Source organism: Chryseobacterium sp. MHB01 (assembly GCF_034651565.1).
GTDB classification, from domain to species: domain Bacteria; phylum Bacteroidota; class Bacteroidia; order Flavobacteriales; family Weeksellaceae; genus Chryseobacterium; species Chryseobacterium nepalense.
The window spans coordinates 583,368-604,819 of sequence record NZ_JAYEDA010000001.1 but is presented as its reverse complement, the minus strand read 5'-3'; the positions used below and the strand labels follow the sequence as shown (position 1 = coordinate 604,819).

At 37.5% G+C, this 21,452-nt stretch carries 22 protein-coding genes; 10 read left to right on the top strand and 12 right to left on the bottom strand.

Annotated features, from left to right (window positions below):
* The first annotated feature begins 197 nt into the window (after window positions 1–197).
* Complete coding sequence (locus tag U9K52_RS02855) at window positions 198–1,505, top strand: T9SS type A sorting domain-containing protein (RefSeq protein ID WP_322925207.1); 1,308 nt, start codon at window positions 198–200, stop codon at window positions 1,503–1,505.
* A gap of 143 nt (window positions 1,506–1,648) precedes the next feature.
* Here the strand turns inward: U9K52_RS02855 and U9K52_RS02850 are convergent, their stop codons facing one another.
* The 6 genes from U9K52_RS02850 to U9K52_RS02825 all read right to left on the bottom strand — a co-directional run bounded on the left by U9K52_RS02850 (window position 1,649) and on the right by U9K52_RS02825 (window position 6,442).
* A complete protein-coding gene (locus U9K52_RS02850; protein WP_322925205.1) occupies window positions 1,649–1,939 on the bottom strand; it encodes a putative quinol monooxygenase in 291 nt (96 codons plus the stop codon).
* Window positions 1,940–2,028: 89 nt separating this feature from the next.
* On the bottom strand, window positions 2,029–2,913 hold the full coding sequence (locus tag U9K52_RS02845; protein WP_248392237.1) for a sulfite exporter TauE/SafE family protein: 885 nt from the start codon (window positions 2,911–2,913) through the stop codon (window positions 2,029–2,031).
* A 41-nt stretch (window positions 2,914–2,954) separates the two neighbouring features.
* Window positions 2,955–4,196 carry a sulfate adenylyltransferase subunit 1 gene (locus U9K52_RS02840; RefSeq protein WP_322925201.1) on the bottom strand — a complete coding sequence of 414 codons (1,242 nt, stop codon included), beginning with the start codon at window positions 4,194–4,196 and terminating at the stop codon, window positions 2,955–2,957.
* A 130-nt stretch (window positions 4,197–4,326) separates the two neighbouring features.
* Complete coding sequence (cysD, locus tag U9K52_RS02835; RefSeq protein WP_323673778.1) at window positions 4,327–5,247, bottom strand: sulfate adenylyltransferase subunit CysD; 921 nt, start codon at window positions 5,245–5,247, stop codon at window positions 4,327–4,329.
* A 7-nt stretch (window positions 5,248–5,254) separates the two neighbouring features.
* On the bottom strand, window positions 5,255–5,947 hold the full coding sequence (locus U9K52_RS02830) for a phosphoadenylyl-sulfate reductase (RefSeq protein WP_322925200.1): 693 nt from the start codon (window positions 5,945–5,947) through the stop codon (window positions 5,255–5,257).
* An 87-nt stretch (window positions 5,948–6,034) separates the two neighbouring features.
* Entirely contained in the window at window positions 6,035–6,442 is a 408-nt protein-coding gene (locus tag U9K52_RS02825) for an RrF2 family transcriptional regulator (RefSeq protein WP_029294220.1), read from the bottom strand.
* A 179-nt stretch (window positions 6,443–6,621) separates the two neighbouring features.
* Between U9K52_RS02825 and U9K52_RS02820 the strand changes: the two genes are divergently transcribed.
* From U9K52_RS02820 to U9K52_RS02800, 5 genes are all read left to right on the top strand, one after another.
* On the top strand, window positions 6,622–7,029 hold the full coding sequence (locus U9K52_RS02820) for a VOC family protein (RefSeq protein WP_322925196.1): 408 nt from the start codon (window positions 6,622–6,624) through the stop codon (window positions 7,027–7,029).
* A gap of 98 nt (window positions 7,030–7,127) precedes the next feature.
* Entirely contained in the window at window positions 7,128–7,556 is a 429-nt protein-coding gene (locus tag U9K52_RS02815) for a DUF4268 domain-containing protein (protein ID WP_248392215.1), read from the top strand.
* Between the two features lie 71 nt (window positions 7,557–7,627).
* Window positions 7,628–8,200: a Crp/Fnr family transcriptional regulator gene (locus U9K52_RS02810; RefSeq protein ID WP_263603656.1), complete on the top strand. Its 573-nt coding sequence runs from the start codon at window positions 7,628–7,630 to the stop codon at window positions 8,198–8,200.
* A 219-nt stretch (window positions 8,201–8,419) separates the two neighbouring features.
* Window positions 8,420–9,157 (top strand): SDR family oxidoreductase, encoded by a 738-nt coding sequence (locus U9K52_RS02805; protein WP_322925192.1) that lies wholly within the window; start codon window positions 8,420–8,422, stop codon window positions 9,155–9,157.
* A 239-nt stretch (window positions 9,158–9,396) separates the two neighbouring features.
* Window positions 9,397–10,236 (top strand): SDR family NAD(P)-dependent oxidoreductase, encoded by an 840-nt coding sequence (locus U9K52_RS02800; RefSeq protein ID WP_322925190.1) that lies wholly within the window; start codon window positions 9,397–9,399, stop codon window positions 10,234–10,236.
* A 64-nt stretch (window positions 10,237–10,300) separates the two neighbouring features.
* Here the strand turns inward: U9K52_RS02800 and U9K52_RS02795 are convergent, their stop codons facing one another.
* Both U9K52_RS02795 and tpx read right to left on the bottom strand, forming a co-directional pair.
* Complete coding sequence (locus U9K52_RS02795) at window positions 10,301–11,512, bottom strand: DUF763 domain-containing protein (RefSeq protein ID WP_322925188.1); 1,212 nt, start codon at window positions 11,510–11,512, stop codon at window positions 10,301–10,303.
* Between the two features lie 187 nt (window positions 11,513–11,699).
* Window positions 11,700–12,200 carry a thiol peroxidase gene (gene tpx, locus U9K52_RS02790; RefSeq protein ID WP_322925186.1) on the bottom strand — a complete coding sequence of 167 codons (501 nt, stop codon included), beginning with the start codon at window positions 12,198–12,200 and terminating at the stop codon, window positions 11,700–11,702.
* A 165-nt stretch (window positions 12,201–12,365) separates the two neighbouring features.
* On the opposite strand from tpx, the gene U9K52_RS02785 reads away from it, so the two are divergent.
* Window positions 12,366–14,585 carry an NADP-dependent isocitrate dehydrogenase gene (locus U9K52_RS02785; protein WP_322925184.1) on the top strand — a complete coding sequence of 740 codons (2,220 nt, stop codon included), beginning with the start codon at window positions 12,366–12,368 and terminating at the stop codon, window positions 14,583–14,585.
* Between the two features lie 178 nt (window positions 14,586–14,763).
* On the opposite strand, the gene U9K52_RS02780 is transcribed toward U9K52_RS02785, so the two are convergent.
* From U9K52_RS02780 to U9K52_RS02770, 3 genes are all read right to left on the bottom strand, one after another.
* Window positions 14,764–15,954 (bottom strand): MFS transporter, encoded by a 1,191-nt coding sequence (locus U9K52_RS02780; RefSeq protein ID WP_322925182.1) that lies wholly within the window; start codon window positions 15,952–15,954, stop codon window positions 14,764–14,766.
* 51 nt (window positions 15,955–16,005) lie between these two features.
* Window positions 16,006–17,007, bottom strand: coding sequence for an aldo/keto reductase (locus tag U9K52_RS02775; RefSeq protein WP_322925180.1), 1,002 nt, complete (start codon window positions 17,005–17,007; stop codon window positions 16,006–16,008).
* A gap of 87 nt (window positions 17,008–17,094) precedes the next feature.
* Window positions 17,095–17,988 carry a helix-turn-helix domain-containing protein gene (locus U9K52_RS02770; RefSeq protein ID WP_248392191.1) on the bottom strand — a complete coding sequence of 298 codons (894 nt, stop codon included), beginning with the start codon at window positions 17,986–17,988 and terminating at the stop codon, window positions 17,095–17,097.
* Between the two features lie 214 nt (window positions 17,989–18,202).
* Between U9K52_RS02770 and U9K52_RS02765 the strand changes: the two genes are divergently transcribed.
* Window positions 18,203–18,490 carry a GNAT family N-acetyltransferase gene (locus U9K52_RS02765; RefSeq protein ID WP_248392189.1) on the top strand — a complete coding sequence of 96 codons (288 nt, stop codon included), beginning with the start codon at window positions 18,203–18,205 and terminating at the stop codon, window positions 18,488–18,490.
* On the opposite strand, the gene U9K52_RS02760 is transcribed toward U9K52_RS02765, so the two are convergent.
* On the bottom strand, window positions 18,491–19,591 hold the full coding sequence (locus U9K52_RS02760) for an MBL fold metallo-hydrolase (protein ID WP_322925175.1): 1,101 nt from the start codon (window positions 19,589–19,591) through the stop codon (window positions 18,491–18,493).
* Between the two features lie 134 nt (window positions 19,592–19,725).
* Between U9K52_RS02760 and U9K52_RS02755 the strand changes: the two genes are divergently transcribed.
* Both U9K52_RS02755 and U9K52_RS02750 read left to right on the top strand, forming a co-directional pair.
* Window positions 19,726–21,261, top strand: coding sequence for a S41 family peptidase (locus tag U9K52_RS02755; RefSeq protein WP_322925173.1), 1,536 nt, complete (start codon window positions 19,726–19,728; stop codon window positions 21,259–21,261).
* Between the two features lie 27 nt (window positions 21,262–21,288).
* Complete coding sequence (locus U9K52_RS02750) at window positions 21,289–21,447, top strand: hypothetical protein (RefSeq protein WP_322925171.1); 159 nt, start codon at window positions 21,289–21,291, stop codon at window positions 21,445–21,447.
* Window positions 21,448–21,452: the final 5 nt, after the last annotated feature.

Below are 21,452 nucleotides of genomic sequence, written 5' to 3'. Positions count from 1 at the left end.
TTACAGCGGGAGACTGATTTATGATTTCATAGATCGGTCTTTTTTATGTTTTAATAGAAGGCTGAACCTTATTATTTTCTTAAATAATTAAAATCATATTTTAACACACGACAAAAATCATATTTTATTTAGAACAAATAAAAATAAATAACATATTTTTGTAGAATAATTCTAAATAATAATTTACATCTGATATTATGAAAACAAAACTACTTTTCGCTTCAATGTTCGCATTAGGGGTACAGCAGACTGTTCTTTCACAGGTTGATGCCAACGGATATACTACAGTAAATATGTCTATGGGTGCCAGTTACCAGAACCGTTTATTTTTCGATCTTAGTTCCAATACTATACAATCCCAGCCTGCCAATACCTGGGATATTGCGTTTTTCAGAAATTCGAGCATGAATTTCGGGACAAGAATCAATGATGCACAAAATATAGAAGTCTATCAGGCCTCCGCTAATCCGAACGACTGGAATTCCATTACCACAAACGTTGTTTCTTCATATGGATCACCATTATATAATCTTGACAATACAACATCTATCCAGGAAGGCGCTTTTGAACAGGGAACGGCTACTTACGGCTGGGGTGAATATAATCCGGGAAATCATCATATTGAAGGAAAAGTAATTTTTATACTGAAGTATGTTTCGAGCAATACTTATTATAAATTTATGATTGACGACTATTTCGGAGGGTATACTTTTAAATATGCCAAATGGAATGCCACCACTTCCTCGTGGGATACTACGGTTTCAAAAACCATTGCCAACGGAACTGACGATGCTTATTTTAATTATTTCTCTTTTGCAACCGGAGATAAGGTGACCAATCTTGAGCCATCAAAGACTAATTGGGACTTTATGTTCACCAGGTACTGGACCGATTATCCATACATCGATCCAAATACAGGCCAGCCCGCTACCATGAAGTACAGGATGTCCGGTGTGATTCAGAATTCTAATATTAGCGTAGCGAAAGTACAGCCGGAAACACAGGCAACCACCACCACTATTCTTCCTTCATCTGCTGCATTTTCAAACAATATTACAGCAATCGGCCATTCGTGGAAACCGACGATGGGCGTATACAATGATGTGGTGTATTATATCAAACAGGGATCTGAATACTATAGAATGTATTTCACATCAAATGAAGGTTCACAGACCGGAAATATGTATTTTAAGTATAAAAATATCACTTCTGTTTTAGGGACAACCGATATTGCCGGTAAAAAAGCTTCTTTCGGAATTTATCCTAACCCGACAACGGCAGATAAACAAGTAACTATTTTATTTGATGTTAAAGAAAAGCTCAGCAAAAAAGGGAATGTGGAAGTGTATGATCTATCAGGCAAAAAAGTGTATTCTGCTGAACTGACCAACCAGGAAGGTTTTTACAAACAGGATCTGAATCTTTCCCACCTATCTTCAGGACATTATCTTGTGAAGATAACGTTCGGCGGACAAACGGAAACGAAAAAGCTGATCGTGAAATAGGCAATTGTGAATATCAATTGAGAATTTTAAAATTAACGATTCACAATTCACTTTCAAAATAATACTTTCTATTTTTTCTATAATAAAAGGCTGCCCGCATAGTGGACAGCCTTTTAGATTTCACGGAATTGATTCTTATTTTTTTAAAGTGTTTTAAAACCTTTATACACTTCAGTAGAACTTTCCAGCATTTTGGATACTTCTTTTCTGAAGTTCAGCAGATGATCCTGTCCGCTGTGACGGTTCAGATGGTCTTCGGTTTCCCATAATTCCACCATAAAGAATGTTCCTTTATTGTTTTTATCTTCTATGAGGTCATATTGAAGGCAGCCTTCTTCTTTTCGGGTTTCTCTTACCAGCGTCTGAAAAAGCTCAACAGCTTCCATTAAATAGTTTTCATTGAATTTAAAAACAGCAACAACATGTATGTTCATAGTATTTTTTTAATGATGTAAAAGTAAAATATTTTCAAATCAAAAATATTTTTTATTACCGTTATTTTTCAACACAGAAGCTTTCTATACTAAAAAACAGATTTATAAATCGTTATGGAACTCATAATGATTACGAGAAGCCCAATAACCACAAACATGCTTTTTACAGGAAGTTTCGCCGTAAGCATCGCAGAAAAAGGTGCGGTAAAGATCCCGCCGATCAAAAGTCCGAGAATGATATTCCAGTGCTGAATGCCCAATGTAAGCATAAACGTAATGGCTGCAGTAAGCGTTAAAATAAACTTGGCAACCGTAGAACTTCCCACTGCAAACCTTGGCGTGAAGGAATTTTTGATTAACGTTCCTGTTACCAAAGGTCCCCATCCTCCGCCGGCGAAAGAATCTATAAATCCTCCTGCTAAACCAAGTCTCGTAAGATTTGTTTTTCTTTTTAATTTTTTATCCTGTTTTTTCTTAAAGGCATTTGAGAAAATCCGAATTCCCAGATACAGTGTATAAAAAGAGATAACCGTTTTGGTTATTTTTGAATAATATTCGCCAAGATATGTCAATGAAATGGCACCGATCACAGCACCGATCACAGCCGGAACCGCAAGCCTTTTCACCAGATTTTTACTCACATTTTTCAGCCTTATATGACTAATGCTTCCTGCCGCAGTGGTAAAACTTTCTGCAGAGTGAATACTTGCACTTACCGCATGCGGCGGAATACCCAAAAACAACAGGGTGGTAGTACAGATTACGCCATAGCCCATTCCCATGGATCCGGCTACAATTTCAGCTAAAACCCCCACCAGCAGCATCCAGTAAAAAATATAGTTATCTTTAGCAAGGATCGTGAAAAGCTCATCCAGATATCCGAGTTCGAACATGGTGAAAACAGTAAGAGACAACACAGCGGCCGTTACAAAAAATACATTAAGCCTGAACTGAACTTTCCTGGAGATGATCATTTCTGTTTATTTTATGTTGATAAAACAAGTATGTATTTACATTACAAGATCATGACAGCGCCAACTGTAGAATTGCTTGTTTCGTCGATCAGGATGGCATTTCCTGTATTTTGGCTTTCCTCAAAACTATCGAAGACAAGAGGCGAAGCCGTTTTCAATCGGACTTTTACCACTTCATTAAGCCTGATATTTTCCGTAACCGGTATCTTTTCTAACGTATTGACGTCAATTTTATATTCAATTTCTTTTACAAGGGTCTTCAGAAGTTTACTTTTATGTTGAATAAAATACTTACTCCCCTCTGTTAATTCCTTTTTATCCAACCAGCAGACAACCGCTTCAATTTCATTTTCCGTTTTTGGAAGGCTGTCCGGTTTAACGAGGAAATCACCGCGGCTGATATCAATATCATCTTCAATGTGAATAACGGCAGGCTGTCCGGCAAAAACGGCATCAACTGGTTTTCCGCCGGTTTCAATTGCTGATATTTTTGACTTGATATTTTGCGGAAGTACCGTAACTTCATCACCCTTTTTATAGACTCCTGAAATTATTTCTCCGGCATAACCTCTATAATCATGAAGCGCATCGGTTTGTGGGCGGATCACATACTGAACCTGGAATCTTGGACTTTCAAATTCATCACTACTGTGTACCTGAACGGTTTCCAGAAACTCAAGCAGTGAAGAACCATCATACCAGCTCATATTTTCTGATTGAGTAACAATATTGTCGCCATAAAATGCTGAAATAGGAAAATAACTCACATTTTCAAGTCCTAATTTTGCAGCTACTTCTTCATACTGGATTTTAATATCATTAAAAACTCTTTGCGAATAATCAACAAGATCCATTTTATTGATAGCAACCGCTACATTTTTGATTTTCAGCAATGAAGCAATAATAGAATGCCTTTTAGTCTGCTCGATAACCCCTTGCCTTGCATCGATAAGAATAACAATCAATTGTGAGTTTGAAGCTCCGGTAATCATATTTCTGGTGTACTGAATATGTCCGGGAGCATCGGCAATAATAAATTTTCTTTTGGGCGTCGAAAAATAGCGGTAAGCCACATCAATAGTAATTCCCTGCTCTCTTTCAGCCCGTAATCCGTCTGTCAAAATCGCAAGATCTATTCCGTTTTCATTCTTATTTTTTGATTGCTTTTCCAGTGCTTCCAGCTGGTCGACCAATATATTTTTACTGTCATAAAGAAGCCTTCCGATGAGGGTACTTTTACCGTCATCCACGCTTCCTGCAGTGATAAATCGTAATATGTCCATGTTTAGTTTATTAATAATGAGTAATAGGTAATAAGTAATTTCTGAGCTCATCAAATTACATTACCTATCATTCGTGTTAGAAATTATATTAAATTTAAAAACAAATTTGAAGCACAATTGGCATTGCTTATTAAAAATATCCGCCCTTTTTCCTGTCTTCCATGGCAGCTTCCGTCACTTTATCGTCGATTCTGGTTTCACCGCGTTCTGAAATTCTGGAAGCCGTGATTTCGCTCACAACCTCATCAAGAGTTTCCGCATAGCTTTCTACGGCTGCCGTGCAGGTCATGTCTCCTACTGTTCGGTACCTGACTTTTTTATTGACAATCGTATCGTGCTCATCAATCCGGATAAAATCCGAAACGGCAATCAGCTGCCCCTCGTGTTCAATCACATCACGATCATGCGCAAAATAAATGGATGGAAGCTGAATATTTTCTTTCTTGATATAATTCCATACATCCAGTTCGGTCCAGTTGGAAATCGGGAAAACCCTCACATTCTCACCTTTACTGATTCTTCCGTTGTAAATATTCCAGAGTTCGGGGCGCTGTAATTTTGGGTCCCATTGCCCGAATTCATCCCGAACGGAGAAAAAACGTTCTTTCGCTCTTGCTTTTTCTTCGTCTCTTCTTGCTCCTCCGATACATGCATCAAACCCGAATTCTTCAATCGTATCGAGCAAAGTATGCGTCTGCAGCCAGTTTCGAGAGGCGAATTTCCCTTTAGGTTCTGCTAATTTTTTAGTGTTAATGGTATCTTCTACACTCCTCACGATGAGTTCTGCGTCAATCGTTTCTGCAAGATAATCCCTGAACTGCAAAGCTTCCGGGAAATTGTGCCCTGTATCGATATGAACCAACGGAAAAGGGATTTTCATGGGTGCAAAAGCTTTCCTGGCCAGATGAACCAATGTGATGGAATCTTTTCCGCCGCTAAAAAGCAAAGCCGGTTTTTCAAACTGTGCGGCAATTTCCCGCATGATATAAATACTTTCAGCCTCCAGCTGTTCCAGGTAGTCTAGTTTATATGTATTCATTTTGAAAGTAATATTTGAATTAATGCGAATGAAGACCGCATTCTTTTTGTGAATTTTCCCACCACCAGCGTCCTGCACGCGGATTTTCTCCTTCAACAACAGCTCTCGTGCATGGCTCACAGCCGACACTGATGAATCCTTTTTTATGCAAAGGCAGCTCCTGAACCTTATTCTGTTGCAGATAAACGAGAACCTGCTGGTAATTCCAGTCAATTAGCGGATTGTATTTACAAAGTTTCCGCTCTTCATCCCATTCGATAACCGGCATATTCTCCCGGTTTTCCGACTGTTCCGAACGCAGACCTGTGATCCAGATTTCTGCATTTTCAAGAGCACGATTTAAAGGTTTAACCTTTCTTATAAAACAACATTCTTTTCTGTTTTCTACAGAATGATAAAACGCATTGATCCCTTTTTCATTCACATATTTTTCCACATCCGAAGGTTCCGGGAAATAGACTTGCGTTTTTATTTTGTACCTCGAGTTGTTTTTTGAAAGCAATTCATAGTGTTCATAAAAAAGCCTGCCTGTATCCAGTGTAAAAACCTTTATCGGAAGTTCATTTCTGAAAATAATATCGGTGATAACCTGATCTTCCTGACCAAGTGATGTTGAAAAAACAGCTGTTTCCGGAAATCGTGAAGAAATAAATTTCAATCCCTCCTCTGCTGAAAGCTGTTTGAGTGTTTCTGCATCTTCTTTTGAAATCATAATTTATTCATTTGAAGTAATGCAAATATCTAATAAAATTATTATCCCACCAAAAAAGTAGACTAATAATTCAAAAAAAGGATCGGGTCAGTCGACAAGATCCATTAAAGTTTTTCTTTCAAGAATGTTAAGCGAAGCATCTCTAACTTCAATCAGCACATCATGCAGGCCACAGTGATCTTCCGTACAGTCTTCACATTTCTCGTAAAAATTCAGGCTTACACAGGGAAGCAGGGCAATTGGCCCGTTGACAAGGCGGATAATTTTAGCAAGCTTTACATTTTCTGGATTTTCTTTAAAAAAATAGCCTCCTCCTTTTCCTTTTTTACTATCAAGGATGCCGGCTTTTTTCAATTCGAGCAGGATATTTTCAAGAAACTTCAAAGGGATCTTCTTATGATCTGCAATTTCGGAAATAAGAATAGGCCCGTCGTTTCTTTTTTCTACAAGGTACGACAGCGCTTTAAACGCATATTGGGATTTTTTAGACAGCATTACTACAAAAATAAGAAAATAGTTTTAAATGCATTAATAACCTGATAAGTTGAAAGATCCGGATATAAACCACATGTATTTTGCAGAACTAATTAATTTTATTTGATTAGGCTAAATACTGCTGACATCCAGTTGTCACAAGGTCGGATTAATTTTGGCATATAATTAAATATTAAAAAATGAATTTATCATCAATCCGCATTATTACTGCAGAAATAGAACGATTAATCAAGTTTTATGAAGATATCACAGGATTGTCCGTTGTACGATATACTCCTGATTTTGTTGAATTACGGACATCAACAACGACATTAGCCATCGGAAGTACAAAAACATTACAGTTTTTTGGCGGTAATGATATAGCTCAACCGGGACAAAACCGCAGCATTATCATTGAATTTAAGGTAGATGATGTTGATCAAGATTATGAAAGATTATCTGCTTATCTTCAGGGAAGCATCGTACAGCAACCAACAATAATGCCTTGGGGAAATAAATCACTTTTATTTCGTGATCCTGACGGAAATCTTGTTAACTTTTTCACCCCTGTCACGCCAGAAGCGGCAGGAAGAACTGAGCGAAATTAATACTGCCCCATCAACCAATCAAAGTCCCGTGAAGAATATTTCAGGGACTTTCACTTCTTACTTTATTCTATTAAGGTCAAAATAGCTACTTTTGCTATATGTTCAGCAAACAGGAAGCACAACAGTTAAAAAAAGAGTTTTGGACGGCCTTTGGAAAATCTTTCCCGAGAAAGTGGATTTTATACGATACCAAGATTAAGGATATGTCGTTCAAGTTTTACGCAGATAATAAAAAGGCGGAGGTCTCTCTTGATATCGAAATGAAAGATGAAGTTTTCAGGGATGCCTATTATAATAAAATATGGTCGCTGGAAGATATTCTGAAAGATTTTATCGGCGATTTTCATAAAGAAGAATTTTACACGCTGGAAAACGGAAAAGTCATCAGCAGGATCTGGATTGAAAAGCATGGCGTTTCTATTTTCAATAAAAATACATGGCAGGAAACTTTTCAGTTTTTTGTTGATAAAATGGATGCCTTTGAAAGATTTTATTATGAATATGAGGACTTTATAAAAGATGTTTAATTCTATAACAACCGATTTTTTATTTGCCAAATGGCAAATGCCACTATATTCTCTTTCCTTATCTTGCATCCATGAAAGAATTATTTGACTTTATCCTCAGATTCGGGAATCTCAACCAGCAGCAGATGGATTTTATTGCAGCAAAAGCAACAGAGATCAGTCTGCCCAAAGAAGAATATTTTTCTGAAGCAGGAAAAATTTCAAAACAGGTGGGATTTATCATTGACGGCATTTTAAGGGTATGTTATTATAACAATAAAAGCGAGGAAATTACCAAATATTTTATCGAAGAAAATAATCTGGTGGTGGATCTTGAAAGTTTTGACAATCAGATTTGTTCAAGCTCCTATGTTCAGGCCGTAACAGACTGTAAGCTTGTTGTTTTTGAAAGAAAAGACTGGATGGAACTCCTGCAGACCATCGTAGGTTTTGATGCCATCGTTCATAAAATCATTTCCAGAGCTTTGATGCAGAAGGTGGAAAGAAGAAGCCCACTCGTGACAGAAGATGCGACCACCCGTTACCTGAAGTTTCTGGAAATCTATCCTACGGCAGTCAACAGAATTCCGCTTTCTTACGTGGCTTCTTATCTTGGGGTGACCCAGTCTTCTCTAAGCAGGATCAGGAAGAATATCACTTTGTAAATTTGTAATCTGGAAAATTAATTATAAGGTGTTTAAAGAGTTTTTCTTAAACCACCCGTCAAAAATTCTTTGAATTTTTAACATCCCTCTAAGTGAGGGGTATGCATGCGCTTAAAACACCAAGTGTTCTTTAAGTTTTATCATTTTTTCTCTTTTTGCCAAATGGCAAATGTCATCCTGTTTTATTATCGGAATTTTACATCAGTTAAAATATAAAAAATGAAAACAGTATTAATTACAGGCGCCAACAGAAGTATTGGCCTTGAAACCGCAAAACAACTTTCAGAAAAAGGACTATTTGTGTATTTAGGAAGCAGAAATCTCGCAAAAGGAGAAGAAACTGTAAAAGGATTAATAGAGCAGGGATTTCAGAATATCAAAGCAATTGAAATCGATGTTATCAATCCTGAATCAATAGCCAAAGCAAAGAACGTGGTTGAAAACGAACAGGGAAAACTGGATATCCTGATTAATAACGCCGGAATTTTGGGCGTAAATCCCCAGACCGCTGCCGAAACATCCGTTAATGACATCCGGGAAGTTTTTGATACGAATTTTTTTGGTGTAATCAATGTTACCCAGGCATTTTTAGATTTGCTTAAAAAATCAGACAGCCCAAGAATCAGCAATATTACTTCCGGATTAGGCTCACTTACTTTACATACTGATCCTGAATGGAAATATTATCACATAAAAACCGCCGCGTATGGCCCTTCCAAATCGGCTCTTAATGCGTATACTATTGCCTTAGCTTATGAGCTGAGAGAACTTCCATTCAAGGTTAATGTAATTGATCCGGGTTATACAGCAACCGATTTTAATGGCCACAGCGGTCCCGGTTCTGTCGAAAGCGCAGCTTCGTTCATTATTAAACATACAATAACGGATGAAAATGGGCCGACCGGACAATATTTCAGTAATGATATTGAAGATGAAACCGGAATCAGTCCGTGGTAGATTTTCAATAATAATTAAAAGAGTGACTTAAAGCCTAAATTATATTGTAGATGGAAGCCGGATTGTTTACCTTAGCTTTAACCTCATTCTTTCAATTCAAACTGTATCACTATTATAATAAAATGCGGATTATTGAATCATTCACGATTTGGATACATCATTCGTGGATCAGGCTACTTTTAAAAACCATCTTCTTATCACCTTTGTACCATCATTTAAAACAATAAAAAATATTAAAAATGGAATCAAAAAAAGTATGGTTCGTGACAGGAGCGTCTAAAGGTCTTGGGTTTGAACTGGTAAAAAAATTATTATCTGATGGCTATAAAGTAGCTGCAACAAGCCGTACGGTAACATCTTTAACAGATGCATTCGGAGAAGTTTCCGAAAGTTTTCTCCCGTTGAGTATGAATATTACGGATAACAATGATGTAAAATCTGCTTTGGATAAAACGGTAGGACATTTTGGCAATATTGATGTGATCGTTAACAATGCAGGATACGGACAATTGGGTACCCTGGAAGAATTAAGTGATGCTGAGGCAAGAGCAAATTTTGACGTTAATGTTTTCGGAACATTGAATGTAATCAGGAATGCAATGCCTTATCTCAGAGGACAAAAATCCGGGAATATTTTCAACATTTCATCTGTTGGAGGATATTACGGAGGTTTTCCGGGCTGGGGAGTTTACTGTTCCTCCAAATTTGCGGTAGCCGGTTTTACAGAGGCTCTGGCCGAAGAAGCGAGAGATTTCGGAATTCACGCAACGGTTGTTTATCCTGCTTATTTCCGTACGGACTTCCTGACAAAAGATTCGGTAAAAACGCCTGAAAATTCTATTGAAGCCTATGAAGCCGCAAGAAATTCAGAGAAAGCACATTTGGATGAGATTAACGGTAATCAGCCGAATGATCCTGAAAAAGCAGCTGATGTTTTAATACAAATCAGTAAAGAGGAAAATCCGCCGGTACATTTGCTGTTGGGAGTAGGAGCTCCGGAATTCCTGAACAATAAGATTGAAGCGATTACAAAAGATGCCAGAGATTGGGAAAGCTTAACCTTATCCACAGCAATTTAAAAAATCAGTATCCAACATTCAAACAAAAGCTTTATACTGAAAAGTATAAGGCTTTTTTATTTTGTTAAAACAGAGAAAGCTGGATCGGTTTTGGTGGTGAAGGCTTCTGAGCATCACCAAAAACCGTTTTCCCGCCAAACCGCCATGAATTCTGTCTCTCTTCTTCAATCACTTCCTGAATATCAAAATCAGGGGTAAAATCCTGTTCGGTTTTTACAACAATATCGTGAAGTTTATTTAATGTTTTTAATTTATCGGAATTACCGAGCTTTGATTTTTCGATTCCTTTTCTGATGATACTGATGCTTTCATCATATACTTTAGTGGGAACAGGAAAAGGATGACCGTCTTTTCCGCCGTGGGCAAATGAAAATCTTGCCGGATCATTAAACCTTGATGGCGCCCCGTGAATTACTTCACTTACCAAAGCCAGCGACTGCATCGTTCTTGGCCCTACTCCTTCCAGCATCAGTAAATCTTCAAAATTTTGAGGCTGCTGTTCTTGGGTCACATACAACAGTGCTCCGAGACGTTTCAAGTCAACATCGGAAGCCTGTACATCATGATGAGCGGGAAGAATTAACCTTGCAAAATCGCTCATGATTTCTGCGGAATCGGTATGGGAAATTTCCAGGATGCCTTTTCTGCTTTGCGAAGCATAGGAATCAGTAAGATTTAAAATTTTACCTCTCGAAATTCCGTTAATTCCCGTGTGTGGTTCTTCTACAAATGACTTAATATTTTCAGAATGCCAGTGATATCTTCTTGCCGTACTGTCGGATTCATGCATTCCCTGCTGAACGACACTCCAGTTTCCGTTATCTGCCAGGATAAAATTATGCAGGTATAACTGATAACCATCCTGAATGGCCGTATTATCTACTTTTGCCGAAAGCTTGCTGGCTCTTACCAGTTCGTTTCCATTCAAACCTGTTTTGTCAGCAATTTGAATCAGTTCCGAAGGAGTTTCTCGTGAAAACTTTCCTTTTCCGCCGCAGATATACAATCCGAGAGTCTGGGAATTTGGGTTGATGGAACGTTTCAACGCTCCCATAACGGAAGTGGTAATCCCTGAAGAATGCCAGTCCATCCCCATCACAGCACCAAAACTCTGAAACCAAAACGGATCTGCGAGTCTTCTCAGCACCTCATCTTTTCCATAATCTGCGAGAATCACCTCAATAATGGAAAGGCCGAGAACAGACATGCGTTCATACAACCACGGCGGTACTTTGCCATAGTGAAGCGGTAAATCTGCTGTTCCGGAACGTTTCATGATGTAAAGGTAGGACTATTAGAATTAAATTTTGATGATTGAGCTCAATATTTTTAAGCATGAATCAGCAAGAATATTGTTGATGAATAGTACAGTATTATTGAATATTAGAGAAAAATTTGTGTTTAAATAAACAAAAAAGCCCTGCGAAAATTCCACAAGGCAATTATTAAAATATGATCTTTAATTATTTCAATGCAGCTAAAGCGGCTTCATAATTTGGTTCGTCGGCGATTTCCGAAACCTGTTCTGTATACACTACTTTATTGTCGGCATCAGTAACGATTACGGCACGACTCAGGAGTCCTTTCATTGGAGAATCCGTGATAGTTACTTCATAATCGTCCCCAAAGTTGCTTCTGAAGTCTGAAAGGGTTTCAACATTATTCAGGCCTTCCGCAGCGCAGAATCTTCCCAAAGCAAAAGGTAAATCTTTAGAAACATTAATAACAACAGTATCTTCCAATGCAGAAGCTTCTTCATTGAATTTTCTTGCAGATGATGCACACGTAGGCGTATCAATACTCGGGAAGATATTGAATACTTTTTTCTTTCCGCTGAAGTTTTCAAGCGTTTTCACCTGCAAACCTGAATCTACCAGTGCAAAATCCCTGATGGTGGAGCCTATTTCCGGTAATTTCCCGATCGTATGCACTTCATTTCCTTTTAAAGTAATTGTTGTTGACATAATTCTTTTTTTAGTTCCTCAAATTTAATTAAAAAACAGTGCTTTTTATCCGGTTTGAGGTTAAATTAATCTTAAAGTGGAAAATATTGGCTTATAATCATCTAAAAAATTAATTTTTACCTAAATTTGTGAGTCTTAAAAAATCAAATAATAAATAACAGTATAATGTCAGACAAATCAAAAATCTATTACACCCTTACAGATGAGGCTCCGATGTTGGCTACACACTCGTTTTTACCGATTGTAAAAGCTTTCACAAAATCAGCAAACATTGAGATTGCAGTACCGGATATTTCTTTGGCAGGAAGAATTTTAGCAAACTTCCCGGAATTTCTGAAAGAAGATCAGAAAATCGGTGATGCTTTGGCTGAACTGGGTCAATTGGCTACACAACCTGACGCTAATATTATCAAATTACCTAATATATCTGCTTCGGCACCTCAGCTTGATGCAGCAATCGCTGAACTGCAGGCTAAAGGTTTTGCAGTTCCTGATTATCCGGCTGAGCCTAAAAATGATGAAGAAAAAGCCATTAAAGCGAAGTATGCAAAAGTTCTCGGAAGTGCTGTAAATCCTGTGCTAAGGGAAGGAAATTCTGACAGACGTGCTCCTAAAGCTGTTAAAAACTATGCCAAGGCAAATCCTCACAGAATGGGCGACTGGGCTTCTGACAGCAAAACAGATGTTGCTCACATGGAAAGCGGGGACTTCTACGGAACGGAAACTTCAACCACTTTAGAAAATGCAACAAAATATAAAATTGTATTTAAAGGAAATGACGGTTCTGAAACTCAGCTGAAAGATTTCGCCAATCTTCAGGCTGGAGAAGTTATTGATTCATCCATAATGAACCTTAAAGCCCTGAAAGCATTTGTTCAGCAGGCAATTCAAGAGGCTAAAAACAGAAATGTACTTCTTTCCGCACACCTTAAGGCTACGATGATGAAAATCTCCGATCCTATTATTTTCGGAGCTATTGTGGAAACTTTCTTTAAGGATGTATTCACTAAATATGCTGAAACATTTAAGTCTTTAGATATTAATCCTAATAACGGTCTTGCTGATCTTTTCGATAAAATTAAAGGAATTGCTCAGGAAGCTGAAATCAAGGCTGATATTGAAGCGGCTTTGGCGAACGGACCAAGAGTGGCCATGGTAAATTCAGACAAAGGAATTACCAATTTCCACGTTCCTTCTGATATCATCGTTGATGCTTCTATGGCGGCTTTGGTAAGAGGTGGAGGAAAGATGTGGAACAAAGACGGAAAAGAAGAAGATACGGTTTGTATTATTCCGGATCGTTCGTATGCCGGTTTCTATCAGTCTGTTATTGATGATATGAAAGCGCACGGAAAATTAGATCCAACGACAATGGGCTCTGTTCCGAATGTTGGTTTAATGGCTCAGAAAGCAGAAGAATATGGTTCTCACGATAAAACATTCCAGGCTTCTGCTGAAGGAACAATTGAAGTTCAGGACGAAAACGGTAACGTTCTTCTTTCTCAGAAAGTAGAAAAAGGAGATATTTTCAGAATGTGCCAGACAAAAGATGCGCCTATCCAGGATTGGGTGAAATTAGCCGTAAACAGATCAAGATTATCCGATACACCTGCTATTTTCTGGCTGGATAAAGGAAGAGCACACGACAGGGAAATCATCAAAAAAGTTGAAAAATATTTAGCGGATCATGATACCAACGGCCTTGACATCAGAATTATGGATGTAAAAGATGCGATGACCGAAACTTTAAAGAGAGCAAGAGAAGGAAAAGATACGATTTCCGTTTCAGGAAATGTATTGAGAGATTATCTTACTGACCTCTTCCCTATTCTTGAGCTTGGAACTTCTGCAAAAATGCTTTCTATCGTTCCATTAATGAACGGTGGCGGTCTTTTTGAAACGGGAGCCGGAGGTTCTGCACCAAAACACGTTGAACAGTTTGTGGAAGAAGGCTATTTAAGATGGGATTCTCTAGGTGAATTCCTTGCATTACAGGCTTCTTTAGAGCATTTAGCACAAACTCAGGGGAACACAAAATCTCAGGTTTTGGCGGATGCATTGGATGAAGCAAATGCTAAATTCTTAGCGACTGATAAATCTCCTGCCAGAAAAGTGGGACAGATCGATAACAGAGGTTCTCATTTCTATCTTGCCATGTATTGGGCTGAAGCATTAGCGAACCAAACTTCCGATACAGAACTTGCTGCTGAGTTTGCTCCGGTTGCACAGGCTATGAAAGAGAACGAAGAAGTAATCAACGCTGAGCTGATTGGTGCTCAGGGTAAACCTCAGGATATCGGAGGATACTACAAAACGGATACGTACAAAACGTATACTGCAATGAGGCCAAGCACGGTTTTAAATGAAATCATTGACGGAATTTAATTTGTCAAAAATAATATAAATGAAAGCTCCTTTTTAGGGGCTTTTTTTAGCTAAGCCAATTTTGATTATAATTAACCTGTAAACGGATATGCCCGTTTATATTGATAAAAAATCATAATAAATCCTCCCGGTAATGAGAGGATTTATTGTTGATGTCGTAGAAAATTAAAAAGATGCCCTACGCATGTGCCTTTCTCATTTTAATCATGCTTAAAATAAACAGTCCTAAGATTCCCAACACGAAATATCCTTCTGCAACTTCCAGCTGAACCTGTGGTTTTATAACCGCCACAATCCCGTAGCTGATGGCCGAGGTGATGATAAAAGCAACACCGCCGGTAAGACCTCCCGCAACGCCTGCAGAATTCGGGAACCTTCCGATACAGTAGGAGAAGTAATTATTAAAGATAAACCCTGCAGTAACGTGTATCAAAAATGCAAAAGCAACCAGACTGTAAATATTATTGGAAAAATACGAGGCAATAAACATCAGAACGATTAATAGCAGCTGAATAAAATTGGCATTCCGTATTTTCGGCAAAAATGCTTTATTAATGAGTGCTTTTCCTAAAAATCCTCCTGCCATCCAGGCAAATCCCAGAATCAGCGAAACGTAGCCCGCAACGACTTCGGAGTAGCCCATTTTATGCTCAATAATGAAAGACCCGCAGAGATTAAAAAACATAATCATCGAATAACTCAGTCCACACATAATCATTCCGTAAAAAAAATCTTTAGCTTTGAACATCGTATTGTATTCTTTAATGAGAAATTCCAGATGGAACGGATTTCTTTTTTTCAATGTTTCGCCTGAAAAAATAAATTCCAGAATTAAAACCAACAAGCTGTAGCCTGCCAATACATAGAAGTTGGACTGCCATCCGAAATTTTTCTGTAAATATCCTCCGATAAAAGGCGCAATAATAGGACCTACCGACCAGACAATTGTCATAATGCTCAGGTAATGTTTCCGTTTCTCTCCTTCGTAGACATCGACAAAGAAAGCTCTTTTGGCAACAACAGCAAATCCCGACAACATTCCCTGCAGAACTCGCATGGCATAAATTACAAAAATATTATGGGTGGTTGCTGTAATTAGAAAAGATACTACAAACAGACCGAGGGACAGCATGGAAATTCTGTACCTTCCGAATGAATCTACAATACTTCCCGCAAAAAACTGGGTTAATCCATAACTTATTAAAAATATGGAAAGCGTCAGTTGAATATTGCTTTCCGGCTGGTGCAGCTCTGTTGCCATACTGGGCATGGACGGCAGATAAATGTCTGTTGCAAGACCCGACATCGGAATGACAGCGAATGCCAGGATCGTTGCAATAAACTTATTTTTTTCTTTAAGTGTAATCATTTTAGACTCTGTAAAACTCAGACTTTGAATTAATAAATCTGATGGTAATGTTTAGTTATTAACCAATTTCATTGCGCCTTCGCTATATCGTGCACCAACGTTTGGATATTTATTTAAAATTAAATCAATCTTCTGCAGGTCAGATGCAGAAAGTTCAATATTTGATGCTTCGATATTTTCTACTAAATATTGGATACGTTTTGTGCCCGGAATAGGAATAATGTCCTCCCCTTGATTCAGAACCCAGGCTAAAGCTATTTGCGTTCCTTTAACACCTTTGGATTGAGCAAATTCATTGATTTCTTTCGCCAGATTTCTGTTATTTTCCAGATATTCTTCCTGATAGCGAGGCAGCGATTTTCTGAAATCATCGTCCCCGAAATTTGCAGTTTCATTAATATTCGAAAAAAGCCCTCTGGCCAACGGAGAATAAGGTACTAAGGTAATTCCCAGTTCTCTGATCGTTGGAAGAATTTCTTTTTCGATATCTCTTGTCAGTAAAGAATATTCAGACTGCAATGCGGTGATCGGATGAATTGTATGCGCTTTCCTGATAGATTCTGCAGATGCCTCAGACAATCCTAAATATTTTACTTTTCCCGCTTTTACCAGGTCAGCCATGGCTCCGACAGTTTCTTCAACAGGAATATTAGGGTCTATCCTGTGTGCGTAATATAAGTCGATCTCATCAATTTTCAGCCGTTGAAGACTCAGATCTACAGCTTTTTTAATCCACTCCGGTGAACCGTCAAAATACGTTCCGGGAACTCCACTATGGCCGGCTTTTCCGTCTTTAAAGCGAAATCCGAATTTGGTAGCAATAAAAATTTTATCGCGGTTTGGAACCAACACTTTTGAAATCAGTTTCTCATTTTCGCCATTGGCATACATATCTGCCGTATCCCAAAAGTTTATACCCGAATCCAACGCCTTATGCAATGTATCTATGCTCTGTTGTTCGTCAGTTGGTCCATATGCTGTGCTCATTCCCATACATCCTAATCCAATGGCAGACAATCGTTCTCCTGTTTTTCCTAATGTTCTAAATTTCATGATAACTGTGATTTAAAATTTACAGTACAAAATTATAACAGCCCTACTTTGTATTCAATATAGAATTCAAACAAAGAATTATAAAAATCAAACAACAGCAGTTCTTACTGCATTGGGTGATATTCCGGTCTGCCTTTTAAAATAATTGGTAAAATAAGAAGGTTCTTCAAATCCCAAACCATAGGCTATTTCGGCAATGTTCCAATCTGTATGTTTCAGCAATGCATTGGCTTCCTGAATAATCCTTGCTGCAATCTGCTGACTGGTGGTTTTTCCGGTAATCTCCTTTACAGACCGGTTTAAAGAATTAACATGAATAGAAAGGCTTTCAGCATAATCAACAGGACTTTTTAACTTTAAAAACCTTTCCGGGCTGTCAATAGGAAACTGTCTTTCCAGTAATTCCATGAACAAAGAAGCTATTCTCTGTGAAGCATTCTGGTAAGATTCGAAATTTTCCGCAGGATGTATTTTCATGGCTTCATGGATCAGCAGATGCAAATAAGCCCTAAGCATATCATATTTATGCAGATAATCCGACTGAATTTCGGTCATCATCTTTATAAAGATGTCCGCAACAGTTTTCTGTTGTTCCTCATTAATAAAGAAAACCGGAGTTCCACCGATTTTAAAAAGGCTGGAATCCTGAAGATTTCCCAAACGGTTCCCGTCATGCACAAAATGATCGGTAAAAAGGCAGAAATATCCTTTCTGGTTATTATCTTCTGCTTCCCAGGAATAAGGAATTAAAGGATTTGAAAATAATATAGCAGGGCGATCTACGTAAATCCATTTATCCGCGTAATGCAATTTACCCTTTCCTATGATCAATGAAATTTTATAATAATCTCTTCTGCTATAAGGTGTTATTAAAGAACAATTCTCACGTGAAAATACATTGAAATGACCTACTCCCGGTGTTTTAATGCATTGCAGTCCTACACGTTTGTAAAAACCTTTTATTGTTTCGTTAAATTCCATTCATCAAAATTATAAAAATCAAACAACACTTAATATAAAAATAACAGTAATAGATAAAATAAAAATAACCGGTCTCGTGACCGGTTATTAAAAAATTGAATGTATAGTTGGATGATGAATAAGTTCTGTTTCCGTTCGTATATCATTTTTAATTTGTAATTTTAAGAGGGTAAATTTTCAAAATTATTTCATTAACACTGAAAATATAAATATTATGGAAAATATAAAATTTGAAATATCTCCCTATGAGGATGAGTTGCAGATACTGATAGACGGTAAAAAATCCGGATATATGTCTATCGAGGTTGATGGCAGACTGTTAATTGTATATTACACCAAACTTAACGAAAACCATGAAGGAAAGGGATATGCTAAAATGCTACTGGATGAACTCGTACGCTATGCAGAAGAAAAAGATCTCCTGATAGATCCTGAATGCGATTTTGTACGGCAGCAGTTTGAAAATCATCCTTCACGCTATAAAAATATCTGGCACACCTAATTATTCGAATTCCCACCATTTTTCAAAATGATGTTCTGCTGTATTAAGATCGACAGGCTGACCGATCATTGGTATTACAACAGAAAGGTTCTTACTTTCTGCCAGGCTTGTCACTTTTTTTAAAGGTTCATTCCAGGAATGCAGAGCAAGGGCAAACTTGGAAGAATGTACGGGGATAATATTTCTGGCCTTTACATCAATACTCGCCTGAATAACATCTTCCGGTAAAGCATGAATATATTTCCAGGCTTCATTATACTGTCCGTTTTCGATGATTGCGTAATCAAACGGCCCGTAAGTTTCTCCAATTTTTTTAAAATGGGTATCATAGCCGCTGTCGCCACCAAGAAATAGTTTTTTAGTAGGCGTATTCAGAACATATGAAGTCCATAAAGTAGCATTTCTTCTCATCTTACGGCCCGAAAAATGCCTGGCCGGAGTAAATATGATTTTAATCTCATTTTTCAGATCAACTTCAGTTCCCCATTCTTCTTCAATCAGCTGCTGCGGTGCATAGCCCCATCGTTCAAGATGTGCACCTACTCCCAAAGGGAGAATAACTTTCCCAACTCTGTTTTTAATCGCTTTTACCGTAGGATAATCAAGGTGATCATAATGATCGTGAGTGATGACCAGATAATCAATGGCAGGAATATCTTCAGGTTTAAAAACATCTGCCCCCGGAAATGCTTTATTGAAAAACTTAAAAGGAGAGCCGTACGAACTGAGCACAGGATCAATAAGAAAAGAAATTCCGTCGGTCTGGATATAATAAGAGGAATGCCCAAGCCATATAAAAACGTCCTGATCTTTTGGCAGACTTTTCAGGTCTGTATGTATTGAGGGAATTCTTGATAAAGGTTTGAGATGAGGATCTTTTTTGTCAAACAGAAAATTAAACATTACTTTGGGCATGGAATAACCTTCTGCCAACGCCGGAGTATAAGAAATATTCTGGAACTGCTTATTTTTATAATATCGGGAACGTTGCATTTTAATCAACCGCTCTCCTTTTGCTTCTGAACCAAAAACCTCTTGTCCGGTAATGATAAAATACACCAAGACAAGTAAAACAGCAAGACTAATAACTATGTAAATCATTTTTTTAGATAAATGTTAATAGATGACAATATCATATATGACGGTTACAGAAAATAAAACCTTTAATTTATATGAAAAAAGTAAGCCTTTTTTCTAAACATAATAACTAAAATTTTAATTTTGAAATAAAAAAAGTGCAGAAAAATTATTTCATCCTGTTATTTCTTCTGTTGATTACAGCCTGCGGATCTGTCCGGAAACACAACGAACTGCAGAAAATATCTATTCCGCCTGAAAAGCTGAAACAGGATGTGGATTTTGCTTACTCCAAGATCAAAGAAATGCACCCCCAGCTTTTCTTGTATATTTCACAGCAGGAATTTGATCATAAATTTGACAGTGTAAAAAAGACCATTAATTCACCACTTACACCGCTTCAGTTTTATTTTAAGCTGCAGCCGGTAATTTCAGATATCCGTGAAGGTCATCTTTCGCTGAGAATTCCGTCCAAAAGGATCAGTAAAAAAGAAATCAGAGACCTGGAAAATAAAAAAGGAATGTTCAGCCGCTTTGATTATTACATTCAGGGGAACCGTCTTTTTATTATCCGAAATAAAGATTCTATTGAAAATATCAAACCCGGAACAGAAATCCTGGCCATTGATCATACACCTGTCTCTTATTATATCGACAGATACAGAAGGCTCATCAGCACCGACGGATTTAACACTACCTTTAAGCCGTATTTTCTGAAAGACCTCTTTTTCAATTATTACGTGGCAGAAAAAGGCTTCCAAAATAAAGCCCTTATTGAAACGGTTTATAATGGCAAGAAAAAAAACTATCAGCTGACACGAGAATCAAAAACCGAGAGTGATTTAAAAAAAGAAAAAGAAAACAAAAAAAGAACGGATGAGAAAAAAATCAATGATTACGTTGCTTTTAATGATTCTTACAACAGAAATTTTAGGTTTCTTGGTAAAGACAGTACCATTGCTTACATTCAGGTGAAGAGTTTTTCGGGAGTATATTCAGGAAAGTTTTACAAAAATGCTTTTGAAAACATAAAGAATGCACAATCAAAATATCTTATTATTGATATAAGAAACAATTACGGAGGTTCGCTGGAAGAAATTCACAAGTTGTATTCCTATCTTTCTCCCGAACCGTATATTTTGATTAAACCTTCCGAGGTAAACTCTGCAACAACACCATTAAAAACCAATTATTTCAGGAAAAGCAATGCTTTGCAATACACTTTCAAAACTCTCGCTTACCCTGCTTTTTTCTTTGCACAGACTTTCAGCACTTACAAAAAGGACGGGAAATTTTACTATAAAATAAAAGCTGACAAACTCTCAAAACCCGATAAAAATGTTTTTACCGGAAAAGTTTTCGTGTTGATTAACGGAGCCAGTTTTTCAGCATCATCCATTCTTACTTCTAAACTTAAAAATGATAAAAGAGCTGTTCTCGTCGGCGAAGAAACCGGCGGTGCCAATGACGGAACAGTAGCCGGATTTTATTCATACCAGACTCTGCCCAATTCAAAGATAGATCTGCCGATCGGGCTTGTTTTTGTACAACCTGATATTACGCCTACGCATACAAAAAAAGGAGTAACTCCGGATATTCAGGTTAAGGAAACAATGGATGATATTATCCATAAAAAAGATCCTCAGCTCAACTGGATTCTTAAAGAAATTGAAAAAGAAAAAACGATAAAATAATCATATTAACTGATGATTAAAAACACATTGAAGGTATTTAAAATACTTGCTTTTATAATACTTACATGGTTTCTCGGACATTCAATCTTCATTGTTTATGATGGACTTTCTGACAATGGTACAAAAGCAGATCTTGCCGTTATATTAGGAAATAAGGTTAATGAAGACGGAACTTTGTCCAAATGACTGGA

Excerpts from the sequence above, each read along its gene's own strand:
- U9K52_RS02830 (WP_322925200.1), bottom strand. The coding sequence starts at position 5,947 with ATGATTTCAAAAGAAGATGCAGAAACACTCAAACAGCTTTCAGCAGAG.
- U9K52_RS02795 (WP_322925188.1), bottom strand. The coding sequence starts at position 11,512 with ATGAAACGTTCCGGAACAGCAGATTTACCGCTTCACTATGGCAAAGTA.
- tpx (WP_322925186.1), bottom strand. The coding sequence starts at position 12,200 with ATGTCAACAACAATTACTTTAAAAGGAAATGAAGTGCATACGATCGGG.
- U9K52_RS02845 (WP_248392237.1), bottom strand. The coding sequence starts at position 2,913 with ATGATCATCTCCAGGAAAGTTCAGTTCAGGCTTAATGTATTTTTTGTA.
- U9K52_RS02805 (WP_322925192.1), top strand. The coding sequence starts at position 8,420 with ATGAAAACAGTATTAATTACAGGCGCCAACAGAAGTATTGGCCTTGAA.
- U9K52_RS02765 (WP_248392189.1), top strand. The coding sequence starts at position 18,203 with ATGGAAAATATAAAATTTGAAATATCTCCCTATGAGGATGAGTTGCAG.
- U9K52_RS02780 (WP_322925182.1), bottom strand. The coding sequence starts at position 15,954 with ATGATTACACTTAAAGAAAAAAATAAGTTTATTGCAACGATCCTGGCA.
- U9K52_RS02760 (WP_322925175.1), bottom strand. The coding sequence starts at position 19,591 with ATGATTTACATAGTTATTAGTCTTGCTGTTTTACTTGTCTTGGTGTAT.
- U9K52_RS02825 (WP_029294220.1), bottom strand. The coding sequence starts at position 6,442 with ATGCTGTCTAAAAAATCCCAATATGCGTTTAAAGCGCTGTCGTACCTT.
- U9K52_RS02775 (WP_322925180.1), bottom strand. The coding sequence starts at position 17,007 with ATGAAATTTAGAACATTAGGAAAAACAGGAGAACGATTGTCTGCCATT.
- U9K52_RS02840 (WP_322925201.1), bottom strand. The coding sequence starts at position 4,196 with ATGGACATATTACGATTTATCACTGCAGGAAGCGTGGATGACGGTAAA.
- U9K52_RS02770 (WP_248392191.1), bottom strand. The coding sequence starts at position 17,988 with ATGGAATTTAACGAAACAATAAAAGGTTTTTACAAACGTGTAGGACTG.
- U9K52_RS02810 (WP_263603656.1), top strand. The coding sequence starts at position 7,628 with ATGAAAGAATTATTTGACTTTATCCTCAGATTCGGGAATCTCAACCAG.
- U9K52_RS02800 (WP_322925190.1), top strand. The coding sequence starts at position 9,397 with ATGGAATCAAAAAAAGTATGGTTCGTGACAGGAGCGTCTAAAGGTCTT.
- U9K52_RS02820 (WP_322925196.1), top strand. The coding sequence starts at position 6,622 with ATGAATTTATCATCAATCCGCATTATTACTGCAGAAATAGAACGATTA.
- U9K52_RS02855 (WP_322925207.1), top strand. The coding sequence starts at position 198 with ATGAAAACAAAACTACTTTTCGCTTCAATGTTCGCATTAGGGGTACAG.
- U9K52_RS02815 (WP_248392215.1), top strand. The coding sequence starts at position 7,128 with ATGTTCAGCAAACAGGAAGCACAACAGTTAAAAAAAGAGTTTTGGACG.
- U9K52_RS02785 (WP_322925184.1), top strand. The coding sequence starts at position 12,366 with ATGTCAGACAAATCAAAAATCTATTACACCCTTACAGATGAGGCTCCG.
- U9K52_RS02850 (WP_322925205.1), bottom strand. The coding sequence starts at position 1,939 with ATGAACATACATGTTGTTGCTGTTTTTAAATTCAATGAAAACTATTTA.